Origin of the sequence: Streptomyces sp. NPDC015346, from assembly GCF_043078785.1 — a bacterium.
Classification (GTDB): Bacteria; Actinomycetota; Actinomycetes; order Streptomycetales; family Streptomycetaceae; genus Streptomyces.
Genome location: NZ_JBIBTW010000002.1, coordinates 1,060,903 through 1,085,389, shown reverse-complemented (window position 1 = coordinate 1,085,389; position 24,487 = coordinate 1,060,903). Strand labels below are relative to the sequence as shown.

The window sequence follows — 24,487 nt, the reverse complement described above, 5'->3', positions numbered from 1 at the left end:
TGGCGTACAAACCGCGTCCGCCCGGTTGCCCCACCCTTTCGTACCACCCATAGACTGAACCTCCAGCAGGTGGTTACACGCTCGAAAGGCGCTCTCGTGTCCATCGGCAACTCCCCCGAAGACGACCGGAACTTCCCGCCGGAAGACCGGGATTCGATCGGCCGTGCCCTCCAGCAGGGGCGGATCGCCTCCGGTCTCACCGTCGAAGAGGTCAGTGCGTCCACCCGCGTCCGGATTCCGATCGTGCACGCGATCGAGGAGGACGACTTCTCGCGCTGCGGCGGCGACGTCTACGCGCGCGGTCACATCCGTACGCTCGCACGCGCCGTCGGGCTCGATCCCGCGCCGCTCGTCGAGCAGTACGACGCCGAGCACGGCGGCCGTCCCGCGCCCACCCCCGCCGCGCCGCTCTTCGAGGCGGAACGCATCCGCCCCGAGCCGCGCCGCCCCAACTGGACCGCCGCCATGGTCGCCGCGATCGTCGCCGTGGTCGGCTTCGTCGGCTTCTCGATGTTCAACGGGAACGACGTGCGGGGCGGGACCGGAACCGTGGCGGAAGGACCCGCCCCGGAGAAGAAGACCACCACCCCGAAGCCGAAGGCCACCAAGACGCCCGGCACCAAGCCGGGGCCCTCCGAGAGCGCCATCGCCGCGGTCCCGAAGGACAAGGTCACCGTCAAGATGACCGCGATCGACGACAAGAGCTGGATCTCGGCCAAGGCGCACGACGGCAAGCTGCTCTTCGACGGCCTGCTCCTCAAGGGCGAGTCCAAGACCTTCCAGGACGACGAGCGCCTCGACCTGATCCTCGGCAACGCCGGAGCGATCGAGCTGTACGTGAACGGCAAGAAGATCGAGGACTCCTTCGAGGCCGGCCAGGTCGAGCGGCTCTCGTACACCAAGGGCGACCCCGAGGCCGGATGACCTGCGCGGGCCGCCCGGGCCCGGCGGTCCACCGGCCTCACCGACCCGACGGTCCGCCTCACCGACCCGACGGTCCGCCGCACCACCGACCCGACGGTCCGCCGCACCACCGACCCGGCGGTCCACCGCCCGCCGTCGCGCAGGTGAACCCTGCGCGGCGGGGGTACGGCCAGGACAAAGTAGTCTTGAGTCCATGCCCGAACGCCGTACCGTCGCCCTTGTCACTCTCGGCTGCGCCCGTAACGAGGTGGACTCGGAGGAGCTCGCAGGCCGCTTGGCAGCGGACGGCTGGGAGCTCGTCGAGAACGCCCAGGACGCCGATGTCGCCGTCGTCAACACCTGTGGATTCGTCGAGGCCGCCAAGAAGGACTCCGTCGACGCCCTCCTCGAAGCCAACGATCTGAAGGACCACGGCAAGACCCAGGCCGTCGTCGCGGTCGGCTGCATGGCCGAGCGGTACGGCAAGGAGCTCGCCGACGCCCTTCCCGAAGCCGACGGCGTGCTCGGCTTCGACGACTACGCCGACATCTCCGACCGCCTGCAGACCATCCTCAGCGGCGGCAGTGTCGAGGCCCACACCCCCCGCGACCGGCGCAAGCTGCTGCCGCTGTCGCCCGTGGAGCGGCAGAAGGCCGCCGCCGGGGTGGCCCTGCCCGGACACGGTGCCCCGGAGGCCCCCGAGGTCCCGCAGGCCCCGGAGAACGTGCCGAGCGACCTCCCCGAGGGGCTGGCGCCGGCCTCCGGACCGCGCGCCCCGCTGCGGCGCCGGCTCGACACCAGCCCCGTCGCCTCCGTGAAGCTGGCCTCCGGCTGTGACCGGCGCTGCTCCTTCTGCGCCATCCCGTCCTTCCGCGGCTCCTTCGTCTCGCGGCGTCCCTCCGACGTCCTCGGCGAGACGCGCTGGCTCGCCGAGCAGGGGGTGAAGGAGATCATGCTGGTCTCCGAGAACAACACCTCCTACGGCAAGGACCTCGGCGACATCCGGCTCCTGGAGACGCTGCTCCCCGAGCTGGCCTCCGTCGACGGCATCGAGCGGGTCCGGGTGAGCTACCTGCAGCCCGCCGAGATGCGGCCCGGACTGATCGACGTGCTGACCTCCACCGAGAAGGTCGCCCCCTACTTCGACCTGTCCTTCCAGCACAGCGCTCCCGACGTCCTGCGGGCCATGCGCCGCTTCGGGGACACCGACCGCTTCCTGGAGCTCCTGGAAACCATCCGCTCCAAGGCCCCGCAGGCCGGTGCCCGCTCCAACTTCATCGTCGGCTTCCCCGGCGAGACCGAGGCCGACTTCGCCGAGCTGGAACGCTTCGTCACGCACGCGCGGCTCGACGCGATCGGCGTCTTCGGCTACTCCGACGAGGACGGCACGGAAGCCGCCACGTACGAGCACAAGCTCGACCAGGAGGTCGTGGACGAGCGGCTCGCCCACCTCTCGCGGCTCGCCGAGGAGCTCACCGCCCAGCGCGCGGAGGAGCGGATCGGAGAGACCCTGGAAGTACTGGTCGAATCGGTCGACTCCGCCGAGGACGAGGGCGTGATCGGTCGTGCTGCCCACCAGGCTCCGGAGACGGACGGCCAGGTGGTCATCACCGCGGAATCCGCGGCGGGCCTCGGCCTGGCCCCCGGCCGTATGGTCATGGCGAAGGTCGTGGGCACGGAAGGCGTCGACCTGGTGGCCGAGTGTCTTTTTGAGGAGGCGGGCAGATGACCGGAGTCCCGGCATCCGCTACGGGCGGGAGCGGTAGGCCTGCGCCCGGCGGAAAGCTGGGGGTCCCCCCGCGCCCCCCGGGCGTCGGGGGAGCCAAGGCCGTCGATCAGGCCGGCCTGTGGAACATCGCCAACATCCTCACCATGATCCGGCTGGTTCTCGTGCCCGGCTTCGTGGTGCTGCTGCTCCAGGACGGCGGACACGATCCGGCCTGGCGTGCCTGGGCGTGGGCCGCGTTCGCCGTCGCCATGATCACGGACATCTTCGACGGACATCTCGCCCGGACGTACAACCTGGTCACCGACTTCGGGAAGATCGCCGATCCGATCGCCGACAAGGCGATCATGGCGGCCGGCCTGATCTGTCTGTCCCTGCTCGGCGACCTGCCCTGGTGGGTGACGATCGTGATCCTGGCGCGGGAGCTCGGGATCACGCTGATGCGGTTCTGGGTGATCCGGCACGGGGTGATTCCGGCCAGCCGCGGCGGCAAGATGAAGACATTGGCACAGGGCACGGCGGTCGGCATGTACGTCCTCGTGCTCACCGGTCCACTCGCCACCCTGCGCTTCTGGGTGATGGTGGTGGCCGTCGTGCTGACGGTCGTCACCGGCCTGGATTACGTACGCCAGGCGATCGTGCTGCGGCGCAGGGGCCTGGCGGAGGAGCGGGCCGCGGCGGCCGCGGAGCGGCCTGGGCCGGGGTCCGGGTCGGGGTCGGGGCGATGAGCGCGGCCGCCCGGGTGCTGGGTCTGCTCGCGGAGCGTGGTCAGACGCTGGCCGCCGCGGAGTCCCTCACGGGCGGTCTCGTGGCCGGAGAGCTGACGGAGGTCCCTGGAGCCTCGAAAAGCTTCCGTGGGTCCGTCACGGCGTACGCAACGGCCCTGAAGCGGGAACTTCTGGGGGTCGACGGGACCCTTCTGGCGGAGCGCGGCGCGGTGGATCCGGAGGTCGCACTGCAGATGGCGGCCGGTGTGCGGCTTCGGCTCGGTGCCGACTGGGGTGTCGCGACGACCGGGGTCGCCGGCCCCGAACCCCAGGACGGACAGCCGGTCGGGACCGTGTACGTGGCCGTCGCCGGGCCCGTCGGAGCGGGGAAAGTGGCCGCATTGCGGTTGAACGGCGACCGTGCGGAAATCCGTAGAGAGAGTGTACGGAGCGTGCTGGAACTGCTCGGCGACGAACTCTCGGGAAATGCGCGGGCACAGGATACGGAACAGAACGGGGGGAATTGATGTTTGCAGCCCTGAGTGAACACGACATCGCTCCCCGCACGGCCGCAGCGCGAGGCGGTACGGTGGGGCGTGAAGGATGCGGCTACGCGGTCCGAGGAGGGAGCCACCGATGATTCTGCTCCGTCGCCTGTTGGGTGACGTGCTGCGTCGGCAGCGCCAGCGCCAGGGCCGTACTCTGCGCGAAGTCTCCTCGTCCGCCCGAGTTTCGCTCGGCTATCTCTCCGAGGTGGAGCGGGGGCAGAAGGAGGCTTCCTCCGAGCTGCTCTCCGCGATCTGCGACGCGCTTGACGTACGGATGTCCGAGCTCATGCGTGAAGTGAGCGACGAGCTGTCACTGGCCGAACTGGCCGAGTCGGCAGCGGCGAGGGAACCGGTGCCGACGCCGGTGCGCCCGATGCTCAATTCGGTGTCGGTGACGTCGGTGGCCGGTGTGCCCACCGAGCGGGTGACCATCAAGGCGCCCGCGGAAGCGGTGGACGTCGTCGCTGCCTGACGTGACGTGATGTGAAGTGAAGTGGGTGAAAGCCCCGGTCGATGCCCCGTGTGGGCGCGACCGGGGCTTTCGCGTTGTCAGGGGCCTTGCAGGCGGCCCCCGGTGTGTGGGCTGTTCGGACTGTGCGGACTCTTCGGACTGTGCGGACTGTTCGGGCTGTTCGAGTGGCTGCGTTTGAGATGCCCGATTCAGGTGATGCGTGCCATGGTGAGGAGAAACGTACGACTGGTTGGAGAACACGCATGTCCGTCGTGAAGAGTTCGCTGTCCGACACCGACCTGAAGACGGTCGGTGACGCCTTGCAGGGCGCGCTGCTCGATCTGGTCGACCTCGGCCTGGTCGCCAAGCAGGTTCACTGGAACGTGGTGGGACCCCGCTTCCGCTCCGTCCACCTGCAGCTCGACGAGGTCGTGGCCACCGCCCGGCAGCACTCCGACGTGGTGGCCGAGCGTGCCTCGGCGGTGGGCGTCAATCCGGACGGCCGGGCCGCGTCGGTGGCCTCGGGCAGCGCGATCGGTGAGGTGCCCACGGGCTGGATCAAGGACACGGACGCGGTGAAGATCATGGTCGACGCGCTGGTCGCGGTGATCGCCCGGATGCGGGAGCGGATCGAGGTCACGGACGAGCCGGACCCGGTCACCCAGGACATCCTGATCGGGCTCACGGCCGATCTCGAGAAGCACGCCTGGATGTTCCAGGCGGAGAGCGCCTAGCTCGTGCGGCGCGGAGTGCGGCCTGCTGGGGCGATGCCGGGAGTGGGCTCGGCCGGTCGACGTGCGGCCTTGGGCTCAGGCGGTCGACGTGCGGCCGGTGCGGCCGGTGCGGGCTGGGCGTGCGCTGCGTGCGCCGGGTCTGCCTCCGGTGCGCCCTCCCGCCGGGTGATACGGCCGGTCTAGCGTCGACCGCAGGAGGCGGCCATGGTACGGCGACGGGTTCCGCTGGTGACGCTCGCACTGACGGCGGGCGGGCTGGTGGTCGGCGGGCTGTGGTGGTGGGCGGTGCTGCGACTGGTGCTGGTCCCGGAGCGGTCGGGGCTGGTGGAGGGGGCGGTCGCGGCCGGCGGCTGGGGGCTGAGTCTGCTGCCGGTGCACGTGACGGCGTCCGCCGCCGCAGGCGGCCGGACGCGTGTCGGCCGGGCCCTGGAGGGCATGGGGGGAAAGCGGTTCACCACGGCATCGCGACGCCGCCGTTCGGACGGAGAATCTGACCCGTCGTGAACGAGGAGGCGTCGCAGGCGAGATGGAGGACCGCGTGCGCGATGTCCTCCGGTTCGCCGACGCGGCCCAGGGGGGAGCGCCGGGCCATGGCCGCCTCCGCCTGTTCCTGTGCGGCCGGTTCGTGGCGGTCGGTCATGGGTGTACGGATCCACCCGGGCGCGATCGCGTTCGCCCGGATGCCGTACCGGCCGACCTCGGCGGCCAGGGTCTTGGTCAGCTGGACGACTGCCGCCTTGGTGACGCTGTAACAGAGCAGTCCCGGGCTCGCGGCGTCCATCGCCCCGGAGGCCATCGTGACGATGGAACCGGGGATTCGGGCGTCGATCATCGAGCGCGCCGCCTCCTGGCAGGCGTGGAGAACCCCCTTGAAGTTGACGGCGAGGACCCGGTCGAGGTCCTCCTCGCGGGTCTCCAGGACCGTGCTCGTGTGCATGATTCCGGCGATCGCGGCCATGACGTGGAGCGGGCCCGCGGCGGCGACGGCCGCGGCGAGGGCGGGCCGGTCCGTGACGTCCAGAGGGTGGACGTGTGCGGTCCCGCCCTGCTGGGCGACGAGAGCGGCCGTCTCCTGGAGGCCCGCTTCGTCGCGGTCCGCGCAGTGAACGGTGGCGCCCGCCTCCGCGAGGAGGACGGCGGCCGCCCGGCCGATGCCGCCGGCGGCGCCCGTGACGAAGGCCGTGCGGCCGGTGAGGTCGTACGCGCTGAAGGGCATGAGCGGACCGTACGACCGTATCTGACGGATCGTCAATTACTGGGGGTGGGCGGTTCCGACGGTCCCTGCTGGCAGCCGGGGCACCAGTAGGTGACGCGGTCGCCGAGTTCCGCCTTGCGGATGGGTGTGCCACAGCGCGGACAGGGGCGGTTCTCACGACCGTAGACGTAGAGACGTTCCCGGCTCCGGGGGTAGGTGGTGGTACGGCGGTCGGGGCGGTCCTTGTTGGCGTCGAGGAGGCGTCGGGCGGTGGCGACGAGCCGCTCGGGGACGCCGGGAGCGAGCTCGCCGACCGGGAGCCACGGGGTCACCGCGGCGAGGAAGGCCAGCTCGGACTTGTAGACATTCCCGATGCCCGCCAGGTTGCGCTGGTCCAAGAGGGCCTCGCCGAGCGTGCGCGACGGCTCGGCGGTGAGCCTGCGGACGGCCTCCTCCGGGTCCCAGTCCGGGCCGAGGAGGTCCGGGCCCAGATGGCCCACCACGTTCTGCTCCTCGGCCGTGCGGATCAGTTCGAGGACGGGGAGGCGGTAGCCGACGGCCGTGTGGTCGGCGGTGGCGAGGATCGCCCGGACCTGGTGGTCGGGTCCGCCGCGCCAGCGCTCACCGGCGGCGTACACCTGCCACGACCCGTCCATCCGCAGATGCGAGTGGAGGGTGAGGCCGCCCTCGAACCGGGTGAGAAGGTGCTTTCCGCGTGGGGTCACGTCCAGGACCGCCCGTCCCGTGAGATCGGCGGTGGCGAACCGGGGCACCCGCAGATCGGACCGGGTCAGGACGTGTCCGGCCAGCGCCGAGTGCAGTCGGTGGGCGGTCCGCCAGACGGTGTCTCCTTCGGGCATGGCTCCATCATGCGGGATCGGCAGCGGCCGGGGGATCCCGCACCGGGTGCGGAGGCCTCCTAGGGGCGCAGGCGGAGTCCGCGTGGGGTGGCGTGGAAGCCGGCGGTCTCCAGGGGGCGGGCGAGGGGGGAGGTGAGGGCGGCCGTCCCGTTGACCCGCTCCACCGTGACCGTGCCCAGAGATCCCGACAGGGCCGACGCGGCCAGGGATTCCGCCGCCGCCCTGAGCGCCGGATCGTCCGGGTCGTCGGGCCAGCACAGCAGGGTCTTGCCGCCGCGCTCCATGTAGAGCGTGAGCTCGCCGTCGACCAGCACGACCATCGAGCCCGCCTTGCGGCCCGGCTTGTGACCGGCGCCGGTGGGCGGCTCGGGCCAGGGCAGCGCCGCTCCGTAGGCGTTGGCCGGGTCGGCGGCGGCCAGGACCACCGCGCGCGGGCCCGCGCCCGCCTCCGCCCCGCGGTCGCGGGCGGTGGCCGCCGCGCGCAGTCGGTCGACGGCGCCGTCCATGGCGAACTGGGCCGCTCCGAGCCCCTCGACGACATAGCCGCGGCGCGCCTGGCCGCTGTCCTCGAAGGCGGACAGGATGCGGTACGTCGCCGAGAATCCGCCCTCGACGCCCTCGGCGGCCACCGCTCCCCGGGTGACCACGCCGTGCCGGTCCAGGAGAGTGCGGGCGAGCGCGTGGGCGCGGTGGGTCGGCTCGGGCTCGGCGGGCGGGAGCAGGGACCAGCGGCCGCTGACCGTGGGGGGTCCGGTCCGCGAGGCCGGACGCGCCGCGGCGGTGAGCGTGCCGTAACGGCCGCGCGGAACCGTGCGCTTGGCGCGGTGGGCCGTGGATCCCGCCGTACGGCCCGAGCCGAGCAGGGAGCGCAGCGGGGCGAGGGTGTCGTTGGTGAGCCGGCCCGACCAGGCCAGGTCCCAGAGGGCGTCGGCGAGTTGGGGATCGGTGGCGTCCGGGTGGGTGGTGGCCCTGACCTGGTCGGCGATCTGGCGGAAGAACAGGCCGTAACCCCCGGACAGGGTGGTGAGCACCGACTCGTGGAGCGCGGTGGTCTCCAACGGGTGCGGGGGCGGTAGCAGCAGGGGCGCCGCGTCGGCGAGATAGAGGGAGACCCAGCCGTCCTTGCCGGGCAGGGCTCCGGCGCCGGCCCAGACGACCTCGCCGGTGGTGGTCAGCTCGTCGAGCAGGGCGGGGGAGTAGTCCCTGACCCGGGACGGCAGGATCAGCTTCTCCAGCGCGGAGGCGGGTACGGGAGCGCCCTGCAACTGCTCGACGGCGCGGGCCAGCCCGTCGATCCCGCGCAGGCTGTTGCCGCCCAGATGCTGCCACTGGGGCAGGAAGGTCGCGAGCGCGGCCGGGGGCACGGGCTCCAGTTCGTGGCGGAGCGCGGCGAGCGAACGGCGGCGCAGGCGGCGAAGGACGGCGGCGTCGCACCACTCCTGGCCGATCCCGGAGGGGTGGAACTCGCCCTGGACGACGCGGCCGGCGGCGGCGAGGCGCTGGAGGGCGCCGTCGGTGACCGCCGCGCCGAGGCCGAAGCGGGCGGCCGCCGCGGAGGAGGTGAACGGGCCGTGGGTGCGGGCGTACCGGGCGAGGAGGTCGCCCAGCGGGTCCTTGACCGGCTCGGTGAACGCCTCGGGGACGCCCACCGGCAGCGCGGTGCCGAGCGCGTCCCGCAAGCGGCCCGCGTCCTCGATCGCGGCCCAGTGGTCGGCGCCGGCGATCCGGACCCGGATGGCCCGGCGGGCCGCTCCGAGTGCGGGGGCCCACTCCGGATCGGCGCCGCGCTCGGCCAGTTCGGCGTCGCTGAGCGGGCCGAGGACGCGCAGGAGGTCGGCGACCCCCTCCACGTCCTTGATACGGCGGTCCTCGCTGAGCCACTGCAGCTCCCGCTCCAGCTCGGTCAGCACGTCCGCGTCGAGCAGCTCACGCAGCTCGGCCTGGCCGAGCAGCTCGGCGAGGAGGCGGGAGTCGAGCGAGAGCGCGGCGGCCCGTCGCTCGGCGAGCGGGGAGTCGCCCTCGTACAGGAACTGGGCGACGTATCCGAAGAGGAGGGAGCGGGCGAAGGGGGACGGCTCGGGGGTGGTCACCTCGACCAGGCGGACCCGGCGGGACTCGATGTCGCCCATCAGCTCGGTGAGTCCGGGGACGTCGAAGACGTCCTGGAGACACTCCCGCACGGCTTCGAGGACGATCGGGAAGGAACCGAACTCGCTCGCCACCTGCAGCAGCTGGGCGGCGCGCTGGCGCTGCTGCCAGAGCGGGGTGCGCTTGCCCGGGTTGCGCTTGGGCAGCAGCAGGGCCCGCGCCGCGCACTCGCGGAAGCGGGAGGCGAACAGGGCCGAACCGCCGACCTGGTCGGTGACGATCTGGCTGATCTCGCCCTTGTCGAAGAGGGCGTCGGCCGCCCCGATCGGCGCCTGGTCGGAGTCGTACGTCGTGTCCAGGTGGGCCGGATCCTGGTCCAGGAGATCCAGGCCCATCAGATCGGCGTCGGGCAGCCGCAGTACGATCCCGTCGTCGGCGTGCATGACCTGGGCGTCCATGCCGTACCGCTCGGCGAGCCGGGCGCCGAGGGCCAGCGCCCACGGCGCGTGCACCTGGGCCCCGAAGGGGGAGTGGATGACGACCCGCCAGTCGCCGAGCTCGTCCCGGAAGCGCTCGACCAGGATCGTGCGGTCGTCTGGCACATGGCCGCAGGCCTGGCGCTGCTCGTCCAGATACGCCAGGACGTTGTCGGCGGCCCAGGCGTCCAGGCCCGCGGCGACCAGCCGCAGCCGGGCGTCCTCCGTGTCCAGCGAACCGACCTCGCGCAGGAACGCGCCCACCGCGCGGCCCAGTTCGAGCGGGCGGCCCAGCTGGTCGCCCTTCCAGAAGGGCAGCCGGCCCGGCACTCCGGGGGCCGGGGAGACCAGCACCCGGTCCCGGGTGATGTCCTCGATGCGCCAGGAGGTCGTCCCGAGGGTGAAGACGTCGCCGACCCTGGACTCGTAGACCATCTCCTCGTCGAGCTCGCCGACCCGGCCTCCGCCCTTCTTCGGGTCCGCGCCCGCCAGGAAGACCCCGAACAGGCCCCGGTCGGGGATCGTGCCGCCGGAGGTGACGGCGAGCCGCTGCGCGCCCGGGCGGCCCGTGACCGTCCCGGCGACCCGGTCCCAGACCACGCGCGGGCGCAGCTCGGCGAACGCGTCCGAGGGGTACCGGCCGGCCAGCATGTCCAGGACGGCCGTGAAGGCGGACTCGGGCAGGGAGGCGAAGGGCGCGGCCCGGCGGGCCACCGCCAGCAGGTCGTCCACCTGCCAGGTGTCCAGGGCGACCATCGCGACCAGCTGCTGGGCGAGGACGTCCAAGGGGTTCGTGGGGATCCGCATCGACTCGATCGAACCGCTGCGCATCCGCTCCGTGACCACGGCCGCCTGGACCAGGTCGCCGCGGTACTTGGGGAACACCACGCCCGTGGAGACGGCGCCGACCTGGTGTCCGGCGCGGCCCACGCGCTGGAGCCCGGAGGCGACCGAGGGCGGCGACTCGACCTGCACGACCAGGTCCACCGCGCCCATGTCGATGCCCAGCTCCAGGCTGGAGGTGGCCACCACGGCGGGCAGCCGGCCGGCCTTCAGGTCCTCCTCGACCTGGGCGCGCTGCTCCTTGGACACGGAGCCGTGGTGGGCGCGGGCGAGCAGGGCGGGAGCCCCTTGCGCGGCACCGGACTGGGCCATGATCTCGGCCGGCGGGCGCCCCTCGGGGAGGGGCTCACCCATGGCACGTTCGTACGCGATCTCGTTCAGGCGGTTGCACAGCCGCTCGGCGAGCCGGCGCGAGTTGGCGAAGACGATCGTGGAGCGGTGGGCCTGGACGAGGTCGGCGATGCGCTCCTCGACATGGGGCCAGATCGACGGCTTGTCACCGCCCTCCGAGGCCTCGGAGGCGGGCGAACCGCCCAGCTCGCCCATGTCCTCGACCGGGACGACCACCGAGAGGTCGAACTCCTTGCCGGACGGCGGCTGGACGATCTCCACCTTGCGCTGCGGGGAGAGATAACGGGCCACCTCGTCCACCGGCCGGACCGTCGCCGACAGGCCGATCCGGCGGGCCGGGCGCGGCAGCAGCTCGTCGAGCCGCTCCAGGGACAGCGCGAGATGGGCGCCGCGCTTGGTCGCGGCGACCGCGTGCACCTCGTCCAGGATCACCGTCTCGATCCCGGACAACGCTTCCCGCGTGGCGGAGGTAAGCATCAGAAACAGCGACTCGGGAGTCGTGATCAGGATGTCCGGCGGTTTCGTGGCCAGCGCCCGGCGCTCGGCGGGCGGGGTGTCCCCGGACCGGATCCCGACCCGCACCTCCGGCTCGGGAAGCCCGAGCCGGACCGCCTCCTGGCGGATGCCGGTCAGCGGGGAGCGCAGATTGCGCTCGACGTCGACGGCCAGCGCCTTGAGCGGCGACACGTACAGCACCCGGCAGCGCTTCTTGGGGTCCGCGGGCGGGGGAGTGGAGGCGAGCTGGTCCAGCGAGGCCAGGAAGGCGGCCAGGGTCTTGCCGGAACCGGTCGGGGCGACGACGAGCACGTCGGAGCCCGCGCCGATGGCCTGCCAGGCACCTTCCTGCGCCGCCGTGGGCGCGCGGAAGGCCCCGGTGAACCAGCCGCGGGTCGCGGGGGAGAACGAGTCGAGCGCAGACCTGACCATGGCATCCATCGTGCACCCCACCACTGACAACCGCCCGGACCTGGGGAAACCCGCCTCGTGGCGGGGCGCGGCGGTGGCGCAGAATGGGGGTATGGCGAGCGGGGAGCGGGCACGGTACTGGCGGTATCCCGAGCTGCCCGGCGTCGATCTGCTACACGCCCACTACGTCCGCAAGGCCTTCGCCCGCCACACCCACGAGACCTTCGTCTTCGCCGCGATCACCGAAGGCGTGGAGGCCTTCCACTACCGCGACGCACTCGTGCACGCCGGCCCCGGGCAGATCGCCCTGGTCAATCCCGACACCCCGCACACCGGCCACGCCGGCGTGCCCGAGGGCTGGACGTACCGCACGATCTATCCGGACGCGGAGCTGATCCGGTCCATCGCCGCCGACACCCTCGCCCTGCGGGGAGACGTCGGCTTCACCCAGCCCGTCGTGGACGACCCGTACGCCGCGCAGCTCGTCGTCGGCGTCCACCGGGCCGCCGAGGAGGGCAACGCCCTGGCCGCCGACAGCCTGCTGCGGCTGGTCACTGCGAGGATGCTGCGCAGCCACGGCGGCCGGATCACCCCGCTGCCGCCGCGCGCGGCCGGGGCCCGCGACGCGGCACGCGCGCGTGCCGTGCTGGAGGAGCGGATGGTCGACCCGCCGACGCTGGAGCGGCTCGCCGCGGACCTCGGAACCAGCCCGTTCGCCCTGTTGCGGGCCTTCCGGGACGCCTACGGCATGCCGCCGCACACCTGGCTCACCGACGCGCGCGTGCGGCGGGCCCGGCGCCTGCTGGACGCCGGTACGGCCCCGGCGGAGGCGGCCGTCGCGGTCGGGTTCACCGATCAGCCGCACCTGAACCGGCACTTCACCCGGAGCGTCGGCGTCCCGCCGGGTGCCTACCAGCGCTCGCGCGGCGTGCGCCCCCGGGGCGCGAGGGCGTAGGAGTTTCCAGGAACGCGGGGCGCAAGAACGTACAAGACCGGCGGCGGGCGCGCTCCGTAACGTCCCTGACGTGGCAGAACAGACAGCAACCCCAGTCATACAGGACGACGGGACCAAGGCGGACTCGGCGGTCGTGCGCGACGCGCTCGGGGTCGGGATCGCCGTGGGACTCTCCGGCTTCGCCTTCGGCGTGACCTCCGCGGGATCCGGGCTCAGCCTGCTCCAGACCTGCGCGCTCAGCCTGCTCGTCTTCACCGGCGCCTCGCAGTTCGCGCTGGTGGGAGCGCTCGCGGCGGGCGGGAACCCGTTCACGGCAGCGGCCGGAGCCTTCTTCCTCGGCACCCGTAACGCCTTCTACGGACTGCGACTGTCCCAGCTGCTCGCGCTGCCCCGTGCGGTCAGGCCCTTCGCCGCGCACTGGGTGATCGACGAGACGACGGCGGTGGCGCTCGCGCAGCCCACCCGGCGGGCCGTACGGATCGGGTTCACCGTCACCGGGCTCACGCTCTACGTGCTGTGGAACCTGACGACCCTGCTGGGGGCGCTCGGGGCCGAGGCTCTCGGCGACACCGCCGCCTGGGGGCTCGACGCCGCCGGACCCGCCACCTTCCTGGCACTGCTCGCGCCGATGCTCAAGACCGCCACCGAACGGGCCACCGCCGCCATCGCCGTCCTGCTCGGCCTCGCACTGCTGCCCGTCCTGCCGGCCGGCGTTCCCGTGCTCGCGGCGGCGCTCGCGGCGCCCCTCGTGCTGTGGGCGCGCGGCCGTCGCATGTCCGGGCCGGCCCGGAAGGAGGACGCCCGATGAGTGTCTGGATCGCGATCGGCCTCACCGCCGTCGGGTGTTACCTCGTCAAGCTGATCGGGCTCCTGGTGCCCGCCGGCGCACTGGAACGACCGCTCGTCCAGCGCCTGGCGGCGCTGCTGCCCGTCGCCCTCCTGGCGGCGCTCACCGCCCAGCAGACCTTCAGCGCACAGGGCGCCCTCGTCCTCGACGCCCGCGCCGCCGGCCTCGCGGCCGCAGCGGCCGCCCTGCTCCTGCGGGCGCCGTTCCTGGTCGTCGTCGGAGTGGCCGTGGTGGTCACGGCGGCAGTCAGAGCGCTGGCCGGCGGCTGACCCTCGGTACTGTGACCCGTCACAGTCGAGAGGCGTGATCATGGCCGAGGTGTCCGAGGCGGCCGCGCGCCGGCCCTGCGCTGCGAGCCCAAGGTCAACGAACTCGCGCGGCGGATGTCCCGCGACTCCTTCGAGCAGCTCCCCGGCTACGCCGCTCTGCCCGCCGAGACGAAGGACCTGGAGATCGCGGCGACCGTACGCCACGGTGTAGGGCTCTTCCTGCGGCGGGTCCTGGAGCCGGACGCGCCCGCGCCGCCCGCCGGCATGCGGCTGTTCCGCGAGCGGGCCGCCCAGCGCGCGGAGGAGGGCATGCCGCTCCACCTGCTGCTGCACCCACGCGCTGGGGCCCGCCCTCCTCGACGCCGGGGCCGACGTCGGCCGGGTCGTACCCGGCGGTACGGCTCTCACGGGCCGCGGGCACCGGGCTGCGGGTCGCCGCCGTGACCGCCGCGACGCCCGCCGACGTACCGGAGGCCGCGCGCACGGCGGGCGAGATCCTTCGGGTCGCACGCGCCTGTGGGGTGCCGCCCGGACTCCACCGGCTCGACGACGTCCTGCTGGAGTTCCACCTCTCCCGGCCGGGCGAGAGCGGCCGGCGGATCGCCGCCCTCCTCGACCTGGTCGCCGACCGCCCGGAGCTGCTGGAGACCCTGCGGGTCCATCTCGCCCAGGGGCAGGACCGGCGGGCGACCGCCGTCGCGCTCGGCCTCCATCCCAACACCGTCGACAACCGGCTGGCCAAGACCGCCGAACGCACCGGGATCGACCTGTCCACCCCACGCGGTACGGCGACCGCCATCGCGGCTCTGCTGCTCCGGGACGCCCCGGAGGGGTAGCGGGGCGGTGGGTGGGACGAGGCTCGGCATGGGGGAGGCGGCGGCGGGCCGTGCGCGCGGCGGCGGGAACCGGCCGGTCAGCCGATCGCGCGCCCGTGCGCGCGCAGTGTCCGCAGGGCCTCGATCGTGACGATCGGGCGCGATTCCAGTGCCGTGCCCGGCGCCCACCGGCGCCAGTTGACCGGCCAGCCGCCGTCCTCCTCCTGGCCGGCGGCGAGGTGGTCGAGCGAGCGCGCCAGCTCCTCGTCCGTGAACCAGCGGCGGGCCAGGGAGTCCGGCACGCGCGCGTAGTCGTACGGAAAGTGGTGCTCGCCCGGCGCGTACCCCGGAGCCACCGGGAACGCGTCGACGCGGTCCGGGTCGAGCACCGCGAGGCGCTGCTCCCGCACCAGGCGCCCCAGCCGGTCGGCCACCGCCTGCGCCCTGGCCCGGTCGGGGACCCCGTCGAGGAAGGCGACGGCGGCCTCGATCTCGTACGGGTGGGACTTCTCCAGGGTCTCGACCGCCTCCCAACAGAACTCCGTGGCGCGGAACAGCCAGGCGTGCCACACCTGGTTGCGGTGGAGCAGGCCGACCACGGGGCCGGTGGACAGCAGCGAGCTGGGCGGGTCGTCGACGATCGGCACGAAGGGCGCGGCCGGATAGCCGCGCTGGGAGGGGTGGACGGCGGGCAGTGCCCCGTCGTGCGTGGACACCTCGGTGAGGTAGCGGCAGATCCGCTCGACCCGCAGCCCGCCGCACCGGCCGATGGAGTCGAGGACGCGCAGCGCGTGCCCGGTGTGCAGCGGCTGGCTGACCGGGCCGCGCAGGTCCGGTTCGAGGGCGTGGCCGTAGCCGCCGTCCTCGTTGAGGTACGCCGAGAGGGCGGCCTCGACGGGGTCCGCGCCACCGCGCAGGAAGTGGTAGGCGAACCGCCGCTGTTCGAGCACGCGGGCCGTCAGCCAGATGAAGTGCTCGGCGCGCTCGAGGGGGGTCGCGTGCGGAGCCGCGAGAGGAGTTCCAGCCATGGTCCGACCGTAGGGCGGAAAGACCGTGTGACAAGGGTTACCGACGGGGCTGCACTCTTGGGGGCGGGATACTGGGGTCATGCGGTTGACGATTTTCTGGGAGCGGATGGCGGACCACTTCGGTGCGTCCTACGCCGAGTCCTTCGCACGGGACCATGTGATGTCCGAACTGGGCGGTCGTACGGTGCACCAGGCACTGGACGCCGGCTGGGAGGCGAAGGACGTGTGGCGGGCGGTCTGCGAGGCGATGAGCGTGCCCGCCGACAAGCGCTGAGAGCCCTCTTGCTCCCCTCGGGGGAGGAATGTCCGCGCGGTGCGCGAGACTGGCGGGGTGGCTCCGACTGACGAATCCGACGAGACCGACAAGACGACCTCCGACGGGACCGCCGACCAGCGCGCCGGAGAGGGTTCCGGCGAGAGCTCCGACGAGACCTCCGCCCAGGGCGTGACCGAGGGCGGCCGTCCGGACGCGGGGAGCGCTGCCGCGCCGGCTCCCGGCGCCGCGTTCGCCGCCGCGCCCGGTGCGGCCCAGCGCGCGGCCGCGGGCGCCGGTTCCGCGGAACCCCCCGCCCCCGGCGGCCCGGGCACCGCGGACTCCGCCGCGCGGATGCCCCGCTGGCTGCCCCGCGCCCTGGTGCTCGCCCTCGCGCTCTACGCCTGCTTCCAGCTCGGCAGCTGGGCCTTCCACCAGCTCGTCGGGCTGCTCGTCAACATCCTCGTCGCCTTCTTCCTCGCCCTCGCCATCGAACCCGCCGTCGGCCGGATGGCCGCCCGCGGCATGCGACGCGGCCTCGCCACGTTCCTCGTCTTCCTCGCCGTCATGGTCGTCGGCGTCGGCTTCGTCGTGCTCCTCGGTTCGATGCTGGCCGGCCAGATCGTCGACATGTTCGAGAACTTCCCCAAGTACCTCGACTCGTTGATCAACTGGATCAACCAGACCTTCCGCACCGAGCTCTCCCGGGTCGAGGTCCAGGACAGCCTGCTGCGCTCCGACTGGCTGCGGAAGTACGTGCAGAACAGCGCCAGCGGGGTGCTCGACGTCTCCGCCACCGTCCTCGGCGGCCTGTTCAAGCTGCTGACGATCTTCCTGTTCTCGTTCTACTTCGCGGCCGACGGACCCCGGCTGCGCCGCGCCCTGTGCTCCGTCCTGCCGCCGGCCCGCCAGAGCGAGGTGCTGCGCGCCTGGGAGATCGCCGTCGACAAGACCGGCGGCTACCTCTACTCCCGCGGCCTGATGGCACTGATCTCCGGCGCCGCGCACTTCGTCCTGCTGGAGGTCCTCAACGTCCCGTACGCCCCCGCCCTCGCGGTCTGGGTCGGCCTGGTCTCCCAGTTCATCCCCACCATCGGTACGTATCTGGCCGGCGCGCTGCCGATGCTGATCGCGTTCACCGAGAACCCCTGGTACGCGCTGTGGGTGCTGGTCTTCGTCGTCATCTACCAGCAGTTCGAGAACTACGTCCTCCAGCCGAAGCTGACGTCCAAGACCGTCCACATCCATCCCGCGGTGGCCTTCGGTTCCGTGATCGCCGGCACCGCGCTTCTCGGCGCGGTCGGCGCGCTGATCGCGATCCCGGCCGTTGCCACGCTCCAGGCCTTCCTCGGTGCCTACGTGAAGCGGTACGACGTCACCGACGATCCCCGGGTCCACGGACACCGGCGCTACGGGGAGGCCGTCGTCGCCCGGCTGCAGAAGGCCCTGCACCACAAGAAGGAGAGGGAGAGGGAGCAGGGCGGGACACCGTCCGGCGAGGACGGCACCTGACCGCGGGCCGGCACCGGGCAGGTCGCTGACGCCCGCGTGGTGCGCTTGACACCAAAATCGAACATCCATTCTTATGAAGGTCCGGTCCCTGGAATCACGGGCTTCTCGGCAGGGATGCCGCCGAGTTTTCCACAGGCCGGGGGGACGCCGGGGCCCATTGTCAGTGGCAGGGGTTAGCGTCTTTCACATGAAGCGATCGACTCAAGCAAACCGGGTGGAACCCATGGCAGGAACCGACCGCGAGAAGGCTCTCGAAGCCGCGCTCGCACAGATTGAACGGCAATTCGGCAAGGGTGCCGTGATGCGCATGGGTGACCGTACGCAGGAGCCGATCGAGGTGATCCCCACCGGTTCGACCGCCCTCGACATCGCCCTCGGCGTCGGCGGCCTGCCCCGCGGCCGTGTCGTGGAGGTCTATGGCCCGGAGTCCTCCGGCAAGACGACCCTGACCCTGCACGCCGTCGCGAACGCCCAGAAGGCCGGCGGCCAGGTCGCGTTCGTCGACGCCGAGCACGCCCTCGACCCCGAGTACGCCAAGAAGCTCGGCGTCGACATCGACAACCTCATCCTCTCCCAGCCGGACAACGGCGAGCAGGCGCTCGAGATCGTCGACATGCTCGTCCGCTCCGGCGCCCTCGACCTGATCGTCATCGACTCCGTCGCCGCGCTCGTCCCGCGTGCGGAGATCGAGGGCGAGATGGGCGACTCGCACGTCGGTCTGCAGGCCCGTCTGATGAGCCAGGCCCTCCGCAAGATCACCAGCGCGCTCAACCAGTCCAAGACCACCGCGATCTTCATCAACCAGCTCCGCGAGAAGATCGGCGTGATGTTCGGCTCGCCGGAGACCACGACCGGTGGCCGTGCCCTGAAGTTCTACGCCTCCGTGCGCCTCGACATCCGCCGCATCGAGACCCTGAAGGACGGCACGGACGCGGTCGGCAACCGCACCCGCGTCAAGGTCGTCAAGAACAAGGTCGCGCCGCCCTTCAAGCAGGCCGAGTTCGACATCCTCTACGGCCAGGGCATCAGCCGTGAGGGCGGCCTGATCGACATGGGCGTGGAGCACGGCTTCGTCCGCAAGGCCGGTGCCTGGTACACGTACGAGGGCGACCAGCTCGGCCAGGGCAAGGAGAACGCCCGTAACTTCCTGAAGGACAACCCCGACCTCGCCGACGAGATCGAGAAGAAGATCAAGGAGAAGCTCGGCGTCGGTGTCCGCCCGGAGGCCGCGTCGGCCGAGCCGGTCACGGACGCCGCGGGCACGGAGGCGGCGGCCACGGACGAGGCGGCCAAGTCCGCTCCGGTGGCCAAGGCGGCGAAGGCGACCAAGGCCCCGGCGGCCAAGAGCTGACCCCGTGACCGGTCGTACCGAATGGCCGGGCGACAGCCCCGACTCGTCGAGGGCCGAGAAGGAGCTGTCGCCCCAGGAACCGGCTGAGCGGGCGCGGGCGATCTGCCTGCGCCTGCTCACCGGGACCCCCCGCACCCGTAAGCAGCTCGCCGACGCCCTGCGCAAGCGGGAGATCCCCGACGAGGTCGCCGAAGAGGTCCTCGCCCGCTTCGAAGACGTCGGGCTGATCGACGACGCCGCTTTCGCGGACGCCTGGGTGGAATCCCGGCACCACGGGCGGGGCCTTGCCCGCCGGGCCCTCGCCCGGGAGCTCCGTACCAAGGGTGTCGACCCCTCCCTGATCCAGGAAGCGGTGGGCCAACTGGACTCCGAGCAGGAGGAGATCACCGCGCGCGAGCTCGTCGACCGCAAACTCCGCGCCACCCGCGGCCTCGACCGCGACCGCAGACTGCGCCGGCTCGCGGGGATGCTCGCCCGCAAGGGGTACGCGGAGGGCATGGCCCTGCGAGTCGTCAGACAGGCCCTGGAGGAAGAGGGCGAGGACACGGAGGGGCTGGAAGAGCCCTTCTGAGCCCTTCTGGACGGGGGCGCCGGAGGGGTGGGTGCCGGCCCGGGCTCCGGCCCGGGCGCGGTCAGCGGCACCGGCGGTACGGCCCGCCGACCGGCGTGCCCCTCGACCGGCCGGCCCGTCGACCGGCCCGTCGCAGGGGAGCGGACTACGGCCGAGCCGTCGGCGGCAGCACCGGGAGGCCCGCCGCCTTCCACGCCTGGAAGCCGCCGATCACATCGGTCGCGCGGTGCAGCCCCAACTGCCGCAGCGAGGCCGCGGCCAGCGAGGACGCGTACCCCTCGTCGCAGAGCACCACCACCCGCAGGTCGTGGCTGACCGCCTGCGGCACGCGATGGCTACCCAGCGGATCGAGCCGCCACTCCAGCTCGTTGCGCTCCACGATCAGCGCGCCCGGGATGAGCCCGTCCCGCTCCCGTAGGGCCGCGTACCGGGTGTCGACGAGGAGCGCGTCACCCGCCTCGTGCGCCTCGTGGGCGGCACCGGCCTCGATCCGGTCCAGGCCGGACCTGACCCGCTCCAGGTACTCGTCGATTCCCACGCGCTCGCTGTTCACTGCCAGTCCTCCGGACGCTCGACCTGCTCAAGACGGAGCACCGATCCCGACCGGCTGAAGCGCCGGAGGAGCGGGAGCGGGGGATAGTACGCGTGCACCGACACGGCGTGCGTGTCCCGGGACTCGTTGAGCACCTCGTGCACATGGTGCTGCCCGAACGCGCGCCCCCGGCCTGCCGTCAACTGCCGCTCCCTGTCGACCCCGTCGGCGAGCTCCAGGGTTTTCCAGCCGCCCGCCGGGAGCCGTACCGCGAGGGAGTGCTCCTTCAGGGCGCCGCGGGCGGTGGTGAAGGCACCGTACGACTCGGCGTGGTCGTGCCAGCCGGTACCGGTGCCGGGCGGCCAGCCGATGAGCCAGGCCTCGCTGCCGCCGGGTCCGTCGAGCCGCACCCAGGTACGGCCCTCGGGGTCGAGCGGCAGGGAGTCGATGAGTTCGGTGTCCGCGGCGGTACGGCGAACGAAGTCCAACAGGTCGGCCGCGGTCGGGGCCGAAGAGCCCACTGAGCGACCGGCGGCGACGGGGGCAGGCGGAGAAGCGGAGACAGAAGCGGAGACAGAAGCGGAAACAGCGGCAGACGCAGGCGTGGAGACGCGCTGGGACACGGAGGACCGTCCTGAGGGTTCGCGAGGAACGCGCGCGGGGGGATACGCCGACGTCAGCGGCGATGGGCGCGCGAGGGGAGAGGCGAGTTCAGCAGGACGGGCGACACACGCAACCCGCATAGCGGACGAGGTCCATATGGACCCTCCGCCACAGGCGCACATCGGTGTCGGTCACGCTCCGGAGTACACCATGTGCGCCCGTGAGGGTCAATTGATGTCCGCCGTGCGGTCGCTCGTCTTGGACACCTTCTTCGACGACTTCTTGGGCACCACTTGCGGCGGAGTGGTGGCGGGCGTTTCGGCCGCCACCTGGGACGGCGTCCGGGGGACGGCGGCCCGCTTCCCGGCGCCGGAGTCCGTCGCCTGCGCCGCCTTCACCACGGTTGCCGCTTTGACGCCCTTCGCAACCTTCACGCCCTTCGCAACTTTCCCGTCCCTGGCGTCCCTCGCGTCCTTCACGCCCCGCGCGTCCTTCGGAGCCGCCGGTCCCTCGGACGGCTTCGCCGCCCCGCCCCGCGTCGCGTCCGCCGCCGCGTACAGCTCCGCCGGCTGGACGCCCGAGAACGCGGCGACCAGATGTCCGTCCGGGCGCACCAGCAGGACGGTGTGCGCCACCGCGCCCGGGTAGGCCTCGGTCACCAGCAGCTCGGCCTTCACCGGCAGCGCGCGCACCGCGTCGACGAGACGCGGCATCACACCCGCGCTCATCCAGTGCCGCCGGTCCCAGACCCCCGTGCCGGGCGCGACCAGGACCACCAGGAGCCGTCCCCGCCCCAGCCGGTCCCGGAGCCGTACGCTCGTACCGTCCGGCGCGGTCACCCGCACGTCCTCCACCGGCGAGCCCTCCTCCGTAGCCACCGGGACGCGGGAAGCCCCGGCGTCCGGGGGCGCGAGGGGGGAGTGCGGGTACGAAGGGGGCGCGCCGAGTGGGCCACGCCCCAGGTGCCCGTCGGTGAGGAGGCTGTCGTGTCCGCGCGTACCACCGGGGATGTACGTCCGCAGGCCGCCACCGCCGCGCAGGACGGGCAGGGACTGGTCGGCGGCCCGCAGCCGGGAGGCGACGGCGGCCCGGCGCTCGCTCTGGTAGCTGTCGAGCAGCATGTCGGACGCCCCGTGGTGCCAGGCGTGGGCCAGCTTCCAGGCCAGGTTGTCGGCGTCCCGCAGGCCTTCGTCGACGCCCTGGGTGCCGACCGCGCCGAGCAGATGTGCCGCGTCGCCCGCGAGGAAGACCCGGTCGATCCGCCAGCGCCGGGCGAGCCGGTGGTGCAGCGTGTGGACACCGGTGTCGATCAGTTCGTACGGCGGGGTCTCGCCGCCGCACCAGCCCGCCAGCGTGTCGCGGATCTTGGTGACCAGGGCATCGGGGGTGACGAGGTCTCCGCGCGGCGGCAGCAGCCAGTCGATCCGCCAGACCCCGTCGGGCAGCGGGCGGGCCGTGATCTCGTCGCCGCCGCCGCGCCACGGCGGCTGACGGTGCAACAGGGCCTCGCCTGCCCAGGGAAGTTCGGTCCGCAGCGCGGCGACCGCGTGCCGTTCCACCGCCGTGCGCCCGGGAAAGCGGACGGAGAGCAGTTTGCGCACGGTCGAGCGGGCGCCGTCGCAGCCGACCAGATGGCTGCCGCGCCACCACGTCCCGCCGGGGCCGCGGGTGTGGGCGGTGATCCCGTCGGCGTCCTGCTCGATCGCGTCGAGCCGGGCCTCGGTGACGAGGTGGACGAGTTCCTGCCCGGCGATCGCGTCGCGAAGACCCCGGGCGAGGGCGTGCTGGGGGATGTGCAGCGGAGCCGCCGGGCCGCCGCCACCGTCACTCTCCGTACCGCCGAGGCCGAGATCCAGCTCGATGTGCCTCATCTGTTGCTTGCGTCGCATGGAACGCCAGCCGACCCACCTGACCCCTTCGTCACGCAGGGTGGTGCAGCCGAGCCGCTCCATCATCGCGGCCATGTCGGCGCGCAGCACGACCGTTCGGGCGGGGCGTGGCTCCTCCTTGCCGGGCCCCTCGTCGAGGACGACGCTGGGCACGCCCTGCGAGGCCAGGGCAAGGGAGAGCGCGAGGCCCACGGGCCCCGCGCCGACGATGATCACCGGGTCCACGGCGCGGCTCCTGAAGGCCGTTCGGTCATGCGGGTAGCACAGCGAAGTGTGGCGCGAGCCCGGTGCGTGATCACAGAACGTATGCAACCCATTGCGGGTGCTTGCGTCAAGCGACGGGGGCAGCGGCGCGACCGCCACTGCCCCCGGATGATGTCACATACTGTCAGTTCTTCGTGATACCGGGCCCGTCGGTGCCGTCGGCACCGCCCGCCGTGTTCCCGAAGGCCTGACCGGCGTCGGCGCCGAGCACGACCTGCTTCGCGGCGGCGTCCGGGACGACGATCCCCGTCTTCGCCCGGCGCCCCCGCTTCTCGATCCAGGTGGCCAGCGCGGAGAGCACCACGCACAGCGCGATGTAGATGACGCCGAAGACCACGATGGTGGAGACGTACGGGTACTGGCCGTTGACCTGCGTGTTGGAGGCGATCAGCCGGGCCGAGTAGAGCAGTTCGGGATAGAGGATGACGAAACCGAGCGAGGTGTCCTTCAGGGTGACCACCAGCTGGCTGATGATCGTCGGCAGCATCGCCCTGACCGCCTGCGGCATCAGGACGGTCGTCATCACCTGCGTCTTCGTCATGCCCAGTGCGTACGCCGCCTCGCGCTGGCCCTTGGGGACCGAGTTGACGCCGGCGCGCAGCACCTCGGCCTGCACACAGCCGTTGTAGATCGACAGGCCGATGGCGAGGGCCCACATCGAGTAGTCGACGAGGAACCCGACCCAGACGGCGTAGATCGTGATCAGCAGCGGGATGGAGCGGAAGACCTCGATGAACCCCGTGGCCACGATGCGGATCGGGGCGTGGTCCGAGAGCCGGGCGACGGCGAGCAGCACACCGAGGACGAGCGAGCCGACGGCCGCGAGACCGAACGCCTTCAGGGTGGCCAGGAGGGCGTCGGCGATGTTCTGCCGGATGCCCGCGTAGTTGAAGATGTCCCACATCGCGGGGTCGAGATGGCCCTTGTCGCTCAGCCTGATCACGCTCACGGCGAGCAGCGCGACGATGGCGACCGTGCCCAGGACCGCGTAGATCCGGTTGCGGGCACGCGCCTTGGGGCCCGGCGTGTCGAAGAGAACACTGGCACTCATCGGGCGACCTCCATGCGGCGCTCAAGGAGACGGAAGATCCCGCTGATGGTGAAGGTGACGACCAGGTACGCGGCGGCCACCCAGACGAAGATCGGGCCGATCGCGTAGCCCTGCTCGCTCATCAGCGTCTGCCAGCCGAAGAGCTCGGTGACGCTGAAGGCGCCGGCGATGGCCGAGTTCTTGGTGAGCGCGATGAAGATCGAGCTCAGCGGGGGCAGCACGGTGCGGGTCGCCTGCGGCAGCACGATCATCCGCAGCGTCTGCGAGAACGTCATGCCGAGCGAACGGGCGGCCTCGGCCTGGCCGAGCGGCACGGTGCTGATGCCGGAGCGGACGGCCTCGGCGACGAAGGCCGAGGTGTAGAAGCCCAGCGCGAGCGCCCCGAGCACGAACGGGCTCATGCCCGGGAAGAGGATCTCCGGGACCACGAAGAACGAGACGAGGAAGAGCAGCGTCAGCGGGGTGTTGCGCAGCAGATTGACCCAGAGGGTGCCGAAGAAGCGCAGGGGCGGGACGGGCGAGACCCGGAAGCCGGCGACGAGGACGCCGAGGACCAGCGCGATGACCGAGCTGACGGCGGTGATCGACACGGTTCCTATGAAGCCGTCGCGGAACTCCGGGAAATGGTCGAGCAGTACGTTCATGAGGTCTCCGCGTCGGCGGTCAGCGGCGGTCTTGCAGGCGGCGCCTGCGGGCAGACTTACGGGTGCGTCAAGGGCTTACGGGTGCTTCAAGGGCATACGGGCAGGGAGCGGCGCC

25 protein-coding genes and 1 pseudogene are annotated in these 24,487 nt (G+C 72.3%); 16 read left to right on the top strand and 10 right to left on the bottom strand.

Annotated features, from left to right (window positions below; genetic code table 11):
• The first annotated feature begins 96 nt into the window (after window positions 1-96).
• The 7 genes from ACF06X_RS10815 to ACF06X_RS10785 all read left to right on the top strand — a co-directional run bounded on the left by ACF06X_RS10815 (window position 97) and on the right by ACF06X_RS10785 (window position 5,573).
• Window positions 97-924: a helix-turn-helix domain-containing protein gene (locus ACF06X_RS10815; protein ID WP_392286864.1), complete on the top strand. Its 828-nt coding sequence runs from the start codon at window positions 97-99 to the stop codon at window positions 922-924.
• 193 nt (window positions 925-1,117) lie between these two features.
• Window positions 1,118-2,632 carry a 30S ribosomal protein S12 methylthiotransferase RimO gene (gene rimO / locus ACF06X_RS10810; protein WP_392286863.1) on the top strand — a complete coding sequence of 505 codons (1,515 nt, stop codon included), beginning with the start codon at window positions 1,118-1,120 and terminating at the stop codon, window positions 2,630-2,632.
• Entirely contained in the window at window positions 2,629-3,357 is a 729-nt protein-coding gene (gene pgsA, locus ACF06X_RS10805; RefSeq protein ID WP_392286862.1) for a CDP-diacylglycerol--glycerol-3-phosphate 3-phosphatidyltransferase, read from the top strand. The genes rimO and pgsA overlap by 4 nt, the downstream gene beginning before the upstream one ends.
• Entirely contained in the window at window positions 3,354-3,863 is a 510-nt protein-coding gene (locus tag ACF06X_RS10800) for a CinA family protein (RefSeq protein WP_392286861.1), read from the top strand. Before pgsA ends, ACF06X_RS10800 begins: the two co-directional genes overlap by 4 nt.
• A 109-nt stretch (window positions 3,864-3,972) precedes the next feature.
• Window positions 3,973-4,356 carry a helix-turn-helix domain-containing protein gene (locus ACF06X_RS10795; protein WP_392286860.1) on the top strand — a complete coding sequence of 128 codons (384 nt, stop codon included), beginning with the start codon at window positions 3,973-3,975 and terminating at the stop codon, window positions 4,354-4,356.
• A gap of 242 nt (window positions 4,357-4,598) precedes the next feature.
• Window positions 4,599-5,069 carry a Dps family protein gene (locus ACF06X_RS10790; protein ID WP_392286859.1) on the top strand — a complete coding sequence of 157 codons (471 nt, stop codon included), beginning with the start codon at window positions 4,599-4,601 and terminating at the stop codon, window positions 5,067-5,069.
• 204 nt (window positions 5,070-5,273) lie between these two features.
• Entirely contained in the window at window positions 5,274-5,573 is a 300-nt protein-coding gene (locus ACF06X_RS10785) for a hypothetical protein (RefSeq protein WP_392286858.1), read from the top strand.
• Here the strand turns inward: ACF06X_RS10785 and ACF06X_RS10780 are convergent.
• Genes ACF06X_RS10780 through ACF06X_RS10770 form a run of 3 tightly spaced genes read right to left on the bottom strand, consistent with a single transcriptional unit; the run spans window position 5,521 to window position 11,809 of the window.
• Window positions 5,521-6,285, bottom strand: coding sequence for an SDR family NAD(P)-dependent oxidoreductase (locus ACF06X_RS10780; RefSeq protein ID WP_392286857.1), 765 nt, complete (start codon window positions 6,283-6,285; stop codon window positions 5,521-5,523). The two genes, ACF06X_RS10785 and ACF06X_RS10780, sit on opposite strands and share 53 nt — an antisense overlap.
• A 32-nt stretch (window positions 6,286-6,317) precedes the next feature.
• Window positions 6,318-7,124 carry an Fpg/Nei family DNA glycosylase gene (locus tag ACF06X_RS10775; RefSeq protein ID WP_392286856.1) on the bottom strand — a complete coding sequence of 269 codons (807 nt, stop codon included), beginning with the start codon at window positions 7,122-7,124 and terminating at the stop codon, window positions 6,318-6,320.
• A gap of 59 nt (window positions 7,125-7,183) precedes the next feature.
• Window positions 7,184-11,809: an ATP-dependent helicase gene (locus ACF06X_RS10770; RefSeq protein WP_392286855.1), complete on the bottom strand. Its 4,626-nt coding sequence runs from the start codon at window positions 11,807-11,809 to the stop codon at window positions 7,184-7,186.
• 91 nt (window positions 11,810-11,900) lie between these two features.
• Between ACF06X_RS10770 and ACF06X_RS10765 the strand changes: the two genes are divergently transcribed.
• From ACF06X_RS10765 to ACF06X_RS10745, 5 genes are all read left to right on the top strand, one after another.
• Window positions 11,901-12,743 carry an AraC family transcriptional regulator gene (locus tag ACF06X_RS10765; RefSeq protein WP_392286854.1) on the top strand — a complete coding sequence of 281 codons (843 nt, stop codon included), beginning with the start codon at window positions 11,901-11,903 and terminating at the stop codon, window positions 12,741-12,743.
• Between the two features lie 70 nt (window positions 12,744-12,813).
• On the top strand, window positions 12,814-13,551 hold the full coding sequence (locus tag ACF06X_RS10760; protein ID WP_392286853.1) for an AzlC family ABC transporter permease: 738 nt from the start codon (window positions 12,814-12,816) through the stop codon (window positions 13,549-13,551).
• Window positions 13,548-13,859 (top strand): AzlD domain-containing protein, encoded by a 312-nt coding sequence (locus ACF06X_RS10755; protein ID WP_392286852.1) that lies wholly within the window; start codon window positions 13,548-13,550, stop codon window positions 13,857-13,859. Before ACF06X_RS10760 ends, ACF06X_RS10755 begins: the two co-directional genes overlap by 4 nt.
• Before the next feature lie 114 nt (window positions 13,860-13,973).
• Complete coding sequence (locus tag ACF06X_RS10750; RefSeq protein ID WP_392286851.1) at window positions 13,974-14,303, top strand: hypothetical protein; 330 nt, start codon at window positions 13,974-13,976, stop codon at window positions 14,301-14,303.
• Window positions 14,300-14,695, top strand: coding sequence for a PucR family transcriptional regulator (locus ACF06X_RS10745; RefSeq protein ID WP_392286850.1), 396 nt, complete (start codon window positions 14,300-14,302; stop codon window positions 14,693-14,695). The genes ACF06X_RS10750 and ACF06X_RS10745 overlap by 4 nt, the downstream gene beginning before the upstream one ends.
• Before the next feature lie 77 nt (window positions 14,696-14,772).
• On the opposite strand, the gene ACF06X_RS10740 is transcribed toward ACF06X_RS10745, so the two are convergent.
• Entirely contained in the window at window positions 14,773-15,702 is a 930-nt protein-coding gene (locus tag ACF06X_RS10740) for a hypothetical protein (protein WP_392286849.1), read from the bottom strand.
• A gap of 79 nt (window positions 15,703-15,781) precedes the next feature.
• Here ACF06X_RS10740 and ACF06X_RS10735 point away from each other — a divergent pair, with 79 nt between their 5' ends.
• The 4 genes and pseudogenes from ACF06X_RS10735 (at window position 15,782) to recX (ending at window position 19,389) form a co-directional block, all read left to right on the top strand.
• On the top strand, window positions 15,782-15,976 hold the full coding sequence (locus tag ACF06X_RS10735; protein WP_392286848.1) for a DUF3046 domain-containing protein: 195 nt from the start codon (window positions 15,782-15,784) through the stop codon (window positions 15,974-15,976).
• Window positions 15,977-16,309: 333 nt separating this feature from the next.
• On the top strand, window positions 16,310-17,467 hold the full coding sequence (locus ACF06X_RS10730) for an AI-2E family transporter (RefSeq protein ID WP_392286920.1): 1,158 nt from the start codon (window positions 16,310-16,312) through the stop codon (window positions 17,465-17,467).
• Window positions 17,468-17,540: 73 nt separating this feature from the next.
• A pseudogene (gene recA / locus ACF06X_RS10725) lies at window positions 17,541-18,614 on the top strand (recombinase RecA); the annotation flags it as partial.
• A 64-nt stretch (window positions 18,615-18,678) separates the two neighbouring features.
• A complete protein-coding gene (recX, locus tag ACF06X_RS10720) occupies window positions 18,679-19,389 on the top strand; it encodes a recombination regulator RecX (protein ID WP_392286847.1) in 711 nt (236 codons plus the stop codon).
• A gap of 145 nt (window positions 19,390-19,534) precedes the next feature.
• Here the strand turns inward: recX and ACF06X_RS10715 are convergent, their stop codons facing one another.
• The 6 genes from ACF06X_RS10715 to ACF06X_RS10690 all read right to left on the bottom strand — a co-directional run bounded on the left by ACF06X_RS10715 (window position 19,535) and on the right by ACF06X_RS10690 (window position 24,372).
• Window positions 19,535-19,942, bottom strand: coding sequence for a rhodanese-like domain-containing protein (locus ACF06X_RS10715; RefSeq protein WP_392286846.1), 408 nt, complete (start codon window positions 19,940-19,942; stop codon window positions 19,535-19,537).
• A complete protein-coding gene (locus tag ACF06X_RS10710) occupies window positions 19,939-20,442 on the bottom strand; it encodes a cysteine dioxygenase (protein WP_392286845.1) in 504 nt (167 codons plus the stop codon). Before ACF06X_RS10710 ends, ACF06X_RS10715 begins: the two co-directional genes overlap by 4 nt.
• 190 nt (window positions 20,443-20,632) lie before the next feature.
• Complete coding sequence (locus ACF06X_RS10705) at window positions 20,633-20,704, bottom strand: putative leader peptide (protein WP_309544753.1); 72 nt, start codon at window positions 20,702-20,704, stop codon at window positions 20,633-20,635.
• A gap of 47 nt (window positions 20,705-20,751) precedes the next feature.
• Entirely contained in the window at window positions 20,752-22,638 is a 1,887-nt protein-coding gene (locus ACF06X_RS10700) for an FAD-dependent monooxygenase (RefSeq protein ID WP_392286844.1), read from the bottom strand.
• A gap of 163 nt (window positions 22,639-22,801) precedes the next feature.
• Entirely contained in the window at window positions 22,802-23,728 is a 927-nt protein-coding gene (locus ACF06X_RS10695) for an amino acid ABC transporter permease (protein ID WP_392286843.1), read from the bottom strand.
• On the bottom strand, window positions 23,725-24,372 hold the full coding sequence (locus ACF06X_RS10690) for an amino acid ABC transporter permease (protein WP_392286842.1): 648 nt from the start codon (window positions 24,370-24,372) through the stop codon (window positions 23,725-23,727). Before ACF06X_RS10690 ends, ACF06X_RS10695 begins: the two co-directional genes overlap by 4 nt.
• Window positions 24,373-24,487 lie beyond the last annotated feature (115 nt).

Coding starts and splice junctions, on each gene's coding strand:
- rimO (WP_392286863.1), top strand. CDS start 1,118: ATGCCCGAACGCCGTACCGTCGCCCTTGTCACTCTCGGCTGCGCCCGT.
- pgsA (WP_392286862.1), top strand. CDS start 2,629: ATGACCGGAGTCCCGGCATCCGCTACGGGCGGGAGCGGTAGGCCTGCG.
- ACF06X_RS10800 (WP_392286861.1), top strand. CDS start 3,354: ATGAGCGCGGCCGCCCGGGTGCTGGGTCTGCTCGCGGAGCGTGGTCAG.
- ACF06X_RS10795 (WP_392286860.1), top strand. CDS start 3,973: ATGATTCTGCTCCGTCGCCTGTTGGGTGACGTGCTGCGTCGGCAGCGC.
- ACF06X_RS10790 (WP_392286859.1), top strand. CDS start 4,599: ATGTCCGTCGTGAAGAGTTCGCTGTCCGACACCGACCTGAAGACGGTC.
- ACF06X_RS10785 (WP_392286858.1), top strand. CDS start 5,274: ATGGTACGGCGACGGGTTCCGCTGGTGACGCTCGCACTGACGGCGGGC.
- ACF06X_RS10780 (WP_392286857.1), bottom strand. CDS start 6,285: ATGCCCTTCAGCGCGTACGACCTCACCGGCCGCACGGCCTTCGTCACG.
- ACF06X_RS10775 (WP_392286856.1), bottom strand. CDS start 7,124: ATGCCCGAAGGAGACACCGTCTGGCGGACCGCCCACCGACTGCACTCG.
- ACF06X_RS10770 (WP_392286855.1), bottom strand. CDS start 11,809: ATGGTCAGGTCTGCGCTCGACTCGTTCTCCCCCGCGACCCGCGGCTGG.
- ACF06X_RS10765 (WP_392286854.1), top strand. CDS start 11,901: ATGGCGAGCGGGGAGCGGGCACGGTACTGGCGGTATCCCGAGCTGCCC.
- ACF06X_RS10755 (WP_392286852.1), top strand. CDS start 13,548: ATGAGTGTCTGGATCGCGATCGGCCTCACCGCCGTCGGGTGTTACCTC.
- ACF06X_RS10750 (WP_392286851.1), top strand. CDS start 13,974: ATGTCCCGCGACTCCTTCGAGCAGCTCCCCGGCTACGCCGCTCTGCCC.
- ACF06X_RS10740 (WP_392286849.1), bottom strand. CDS start 15,702: ATGGCTGGAACTCCTCTCGCGGCTCCGCACGCGACCCCCCTCGAGCGC.
- ACF06X_RS10735 (WP_392286848.1), top strand. CDS start 15,782: ATGCGGTTGACGATTTTCTGGGAGCGGATGGCGGACCACTTCGGTGCG.
- ACF06X_RS10730 (WP_392286920.1), top strand. CDS start 16,310: ATGCCCCGCTGGCTGCCCCGCGCCCTGGTGCTCGCCCTCGCGCTCTAC.
- ACF06X_RS10695 (WP_392286843.1), bottom strand. CDS start 23,728: ATGAGTGCCAGTGTTCTCTTCGACACGCCGGGCCCCAAGGCGCGTGCC.
- ACF06X_RS10690 (WP_392286842.1), bottom strand. CDS start 24,372: ATGAACGTACTGCTCGACCATTTCCCGGAGTTCCGCGACGGCTTCATA.